This window comes from Nocardia sp. NPDC060220, from assembly GCF_042727815.1.
Taxonomy (GTDB): Bacteria; Actinomycetota; Actinomycetes; order Mycobacteriales; family Mycobacteriaceae; genus Nocardia.
On record NZ_JBHWZY010001395.1, the window covers coordinates 1 to 1,020 of the forward strand.

Sequence of the window (1,020 nt, forward strand, 5' to 3'; positions counted from 1 at the left end):
TGGGCAGCCTGGTCACCACCGACATCCTCACCCGCGGCGGCATGCTGCTGCACGCGGCGCCGATGTTCCATCTGGCCGATATCGCCGCGTGGAACGTCGGCAATCTGACGGGGGCGACCCACGTCATCGTGCCGTCGTTCACCCCGGCAGCCACCCTCGACGCCATCGTCACCCACCGGGTGACCGACGCGCTGCTGGTACCGACGATGATCCAACTGCTCGTCGACTCCCCCGCCGCCGCCGACGCGGACCTGTCCAGTCTGCGGCGCGTGCTGTACGGCGCCTCACCGATCTCCGAGACCGTGATGGCCAAGGCGCGCACCGTCTTCGCCAACGCGCGGTTCACCCAGGCCTACGGGATGACCGAACTCGCGCCGGTCGCCACCCTGCTCACCGCGCAGGACCACGACGATCCCGCGCTGACCAGGTCGTGCGGGCGCGCGGCGGTCCACGCCGAGGTCCGCATCGTCGGCGAGGACGAGATCGAACTCGCGCGCGGCGAGATCGGCGAGATCGCCGTCCGGGGTGATCATGTGATGACGGGCTACTGGAACCGGCCGGAAGAGACCGCGTCGGCGCTGCGCGATGGCTGGATGCACACCGGCGACGCCGGATACATGGACGAGAGCGGCTATGTCTTCCTCGTCGACCGGCTCAAGGACATGATCGTCACCGGCGGCGAGAACGTCTATTCCGTCGAGGTCGAGAACGCCGTGGCCAAGCACCCGGCCGTCGCCCAGGTCGCCGTGATCGGCGTTCCCGACCACGACTGGGGCGAACGCGTGCACGCGGTGGTCGTCCTGGCGCCCGGACAGACCGCGGCCGAGGCGGACATCCGCGAGTTCTGTCGCGAACACATCGCGAACTACAAGCTGCCCCGCAGCGTCGAATTCCTCGACGCGCTACCGGTTTCCGGGGCGGGCAAGGTTCTCAAGCGCGATCTGCGCAAGCTGCATTGGGAGGGTGCCGACCGCGCCATCCACTAGACACCACACCCGGCTGGGGCGTTCGAGGTCAGCC

At 68.9% G+C, this 1,020-nt stretch carries 1 protein-coding gene; it reads left to right on the top strand.

Annotated features, from left to right (window positions below; translation table 11 throughout):
• A partial coding sequence (locus ACFWF3_RS37040) for an AMP-binding protein (RefSeq protein ID WP_379318935.1) occupies positions 1-986 on the top strand: 986 nt, incomplete at its 5' end.
• Between the last annotated feature and the right edge of the window lie 34 nt (positions 987-1,020).